This is a genomic window from Roseovarius salincola, assembly GCF_026891095.1.
Classification (GTDB): domain Bacteria; phylum Pseudomonadota; class Alphaproteobacteria; order Rhodobacterales; family Rhodobacteraceae; genus Roseovarius; species Roseovarius salincola.
Map to the genome: position 1 here is coordinate 1 of NZ_JAPTNL010000042.1, position 3,402 is coordinate 3,402.

3 protein-coding genes are annotated in these 3,402 nt (G+C 61.6%); all 3 read right to left on the reverse strand.

All coding sequences use genetic code 11. The features are described 5' to 3' along the window. Window positions 1–126: 126 nt before the first annotated feature. Genes N5A93_RS19315 through N5A93_RS19325 form a run of 3 tightly spaced genes read right to left on the reverse strand, consistent with a single transcriptional unit; the run spans window position 127 to window position 3,289 of the window. Window positions 127–1,143: a tyrosine-type recombinase/integrase gene (locus N5A93_RS19315; protein WP_328407631.1), complete on the reverse strand. Its 1,017-nt coding sequence runs from the start codon at window positions 1,141–1,143 to the stop codon at window positions 127–129. After that, the gene (locus N5A93_RS19320) at window positions 1,125–2,051 is read right to left on the reverse strand and encodes a tyrosine-type recombinase/integrase (protein WP_268956728.1); all 927 of its coding nucleotides are present in this window, start codon (window positions 2,049–2,051) and stop codon (window positions 1,125–1,127) included. Before N5A93_RS19320 ends, N5A93_RS19315 begins: the two co-directional genes overlap by 19 nt. Next, window positions 2,048–3,289 (reverse strand): site-specific integrase, encoded by a 1,242-nt coding sequence (locus N5A93_RS19325; RefSeq protein ID WP_268956729.1) that lies wholly within the window; start codon window positions 3,287–3,289, stop codon window positions 2,048–2,050. Before N5A93_RS19325 ends, N5A93_RS19320 begins: the two co-directional genes overlap by 4 nt. Window positions 3,290–3,402: the final 113 nt, after the last annotated feature.

The following is a 3,402-nucleotide window of genomic DNA, read 5'->3' on the forward strand; positions in this document are numbered from 1 at the left end:
TTGAGTTTGCAGGTTTATGCCGGACGCCGAACTATGCCGAATGGTAGTAGACGCAATCTTCCGTTTGGCCGTGCTCACGGCTGGTTGGCGGTTTTCCGTCCGGTTCCATTCGGCATAGTTCGGGCCTTACAGCGCCTCGAGGAAGGCGAGCAGTCGGTCGCCGGCATGGAAGCGGACTGGGTTGTCTGACCGGTACGGCGTAAGCTTGGTCAATGCTGCCTCCTTGAGGGCGAGATGGGCGTGCAGGTAAGTCTGCGTGGTTTCGACCGTCTCATGACCGAGCCACAGCGCGATCACGGAGCAATCGACGCCTGCTTGCAGCAATTCCATCGCCGCGCTGTGCCTCAACACATGCGGGGACACGCGCTTGGACGCCAATGAGGGACATCTTTCGCTGGCCATGCGCACATGTTTGGACAGGAGTGCCTGGATGCTGTCGGCGCTCAATCGGCCCCCATGCATGTTGGGAAACAACGCGTTCGCATGGTGACGCGCCGGTTCCTTGAGCCAGGCTTTGAGGGTGCCACGCGCGTGCGCGGTCAGTGGGGTACATCGCTCCTTTCGTCCCTTGCCGACACATCGCACATGGGCCCCGACGCCGAGATGGATGGTATCCCTGTCGAGAGATATCAGTTCGGAAAGGCGCAGGCCGGTCTGGACTGCGAGCAACAGCAGTGTGTGATCGCGACGTCCAAACCATGTTGTGCGATCGGGGGCGGCCAGAAGCGCTTCGATCTCGGGTCGCGTCAGGAAATGTACCTGACGCTTGTCATGGCGTTTGCTTGGTATCGCGAGGACGCGCTGGATAAGCGCACTGTGGGCCGGTTCCTCGAAGGAAACGAACCGGAAGAAGGAGTGAATGGCGGTCAAGCGGAGATTGCGCGTTCTGACGCTGACGCCCCGCTCTGCCTCGAGATCGGCAAGGAACGCGCTGATGAATGGTGCATCGAGATCATCGACGACCAGATCGGAAGGCGGCTTGCGGAGCCGCGCCTGTGCAAACCTGAACAGCAGCCGGAACGTGTCCCGATAGGATGCGATCGTGTTGGCACTGACGTTGCGCTGGCGCATGAGCCGCTCCGTAAAGTACCGCTCGATCAGAGGGGCGATATTACAACCCTGCTTCATGGTGCGGCCTCCCATCGCTGGTCGAGACGCCGTACCGCCGCCTGCATCAGTTCCGGAGAGGCCGAGAGGTACCAATAGGTGTCGCGCACGCAGGTGTGACCGAGATAGGTGGACAGCATCGGGAGCCGCTGCTCGACATCGAACCCATCACGATGCCAGCCGACAAGCGTCTGGATGGCGAAACGATGCCGGAGATCGTGAATGCGAGGCCCCGTATGATCGCCTGCACATCGCAGCCCGATCTCACGGGACAAGCGCCAGAAGACCCGGTGGACATATTGGTGGAGCAATCGGCCGCCGCGCTCGGCCACAAAAAAATGCGGCCCGCAGCGCGATCCAAGATGTGCCTCCCGCCGCTCGGCGTAACAGCGCAAGGCCACGCAGGTTGTCGGATGCAGTGGCACAAGCCGCGACTTGCCGAACTTGCTTCGACGGATCGTCAGCAGGCCCTCGTCCAGATCAACGTCGTCGCGGTGAAGCCCGATCGCCTCGGAAATGCGCATGCCTGTCACCGCGATCAATCCGAACAGGTGGTGGTAGGTCCATCGCCGCAGGCCGTGTGCCGGCGGCAGGGCAAGTGCCGCCGTCAGCAGCGCGTCGATCTCCGCATCGCTGTAGATGTAGGGCTTGGCGCGCTTCAGTGGCGGGAAAATCCCCGTGGGCGGCACCTCCGTCTCCGGATCGGTGATCGCGAGGTGCCGCGCGAAACCGCGCACGTCAGTCAACCGCAAGGCCCAGGAGGCGTGCCGATCGACTGGCAAGGTCGCCCAGCTTACAGCCAACCGCGTGGTAATGGTCGCGGCTTCGTGTTGCTCCATGAACGTGACGAAGTCGGCGAGCCGTCGCGCCTGGTGCTGGTACTTGTAGCCGAACCCCTGGCGCATGTTCAGATACTGCTCGAGGGCTGATCTCAAGGTGGTCATTGCACACCTCCCGGCCATGGGAGGCTCAATGTCCGAAGTGACTCGATGTCCACCTTCGCGTAGATGCGCGTGGTGTCATGGCTCTCATGCCGCAGCAACTGGCCTATCTCCGACAAACTCGCACCCGAACGAAGAAGCTCGGTGGCAAGGCTGTGCCGAAAGAGATGGGCCCCATGGTGAGCATAGCCGTCGATGCCAGAGCGCTTGAGCGCCGCTTTGGCGATCATCGTGATGGCGCAACCGGAGGCGAAACCGACATGGGGCGCCAATGTACGCAGAAACAGATGGCGGCACGGAGAGGTCGGGCGGCCATCCTTCAAGTATGCGACGATGGCCGTGCCGACATCCTGCGGAAGCGGCATGCGTGCTCGCTGTCGGCCCTTGGCATGAATGAGGATCTCCCCCGATTGCCAGCTGATATCATCGAGCGTGAGGGTTGCGACCTCGCCCGCCCGCAATCCAAGCCTGGCCAGCATCATGAGGATGGCGTAGTCCCGTCTCCCCAAAGCCGAGGTTCGATCACAACCGTCGAGGACCTTCTGAACCTGTGCGGCGGACAGATAGGTCGGCAGATTGGAGAGCCTCCATCGCCGGATGGAAGGTACGCCGGCGGCAAGATCGGCGGGCTGCAAGCCGCAGTGATAGAGATATCGGAGAAATGCGCGCAGCGACCAGCACATCTTCTTCGCGGATGCCGCGCTTCTGTCCCCGGCGTGGCGCTCAATGTACAAGGTGACGTCTTCCCGGCTGATCTTGCCAAGATCGCTGGCGCCGGCGGGACAAACCTCGCGCAGAAAGCGGCGAATGACCGGCTGATGGGTGATGATCGACCTCGGCGTCAGCCCGCGCTCCTGTCGCAGATAGTTGCTGAACCCCGCAAATATCCGATCCTCCGGAGTGATCGGCGGCTGTGGTGCCGGTGCGATCATATCCGACTCGCGCAACACCACCAGAAACCGCTTCAACGCCGCCCGGTCACCCGGTTGGAGGCATTGCTTCTTCCCTCGGTGCTCAAGATACCGTTCGGCCACGCGCTCATCGAGATGGGCCAGCTTCAACTGGCTTCTCTCGATCCAATCCAGGAAACCTCCCACTACGTTCAGGCACCGCCAGGTTCCGTGACGGGCGAACCCCTCCCTTGCCAACCGGGCTGCGTAAAGCTCAACGATATGCCCGTGAGCGCCGGTCTTCAGGCGCTGAAACAGTCGGCTCCTGCCCAGTATATCTTCCGAAATCATGTCTTCTCCTCCGCTGATGAAAGCGGAAGCAGAAGACAAACTATGCCGAGGCAAATACAGGCATCTCAGAATGAAAGTTGGGGAAAACCCGCCCGCTCGGCATAGTTCGGCGT

Bases quoted from the DNA above. Each gene is read 5' to 3' on its own strand.
- N5A93_RS19315 (WP_328407631.1), bottom strand. From the start codon at position 1,143: ATGGGAGGCCGCACCATGAAGCAGGGTTGTAATATCGCCCCTCTGATC.
- N5A93_RS19325 (WP_268956729.1), bottom strand. From the start codon at position 3,289: ATGATTTCGGAAGATATACTGGGCAGGAGCCGACTGTTTCAGCGCCTG.
- N5A93_RS19320 (WP_268956728.1), bottom strand. From the start codon at position 2,051: ATGACCACCTTGAGATCAGCCCTCGAGCAGTATCTGAACATGCGCCAG.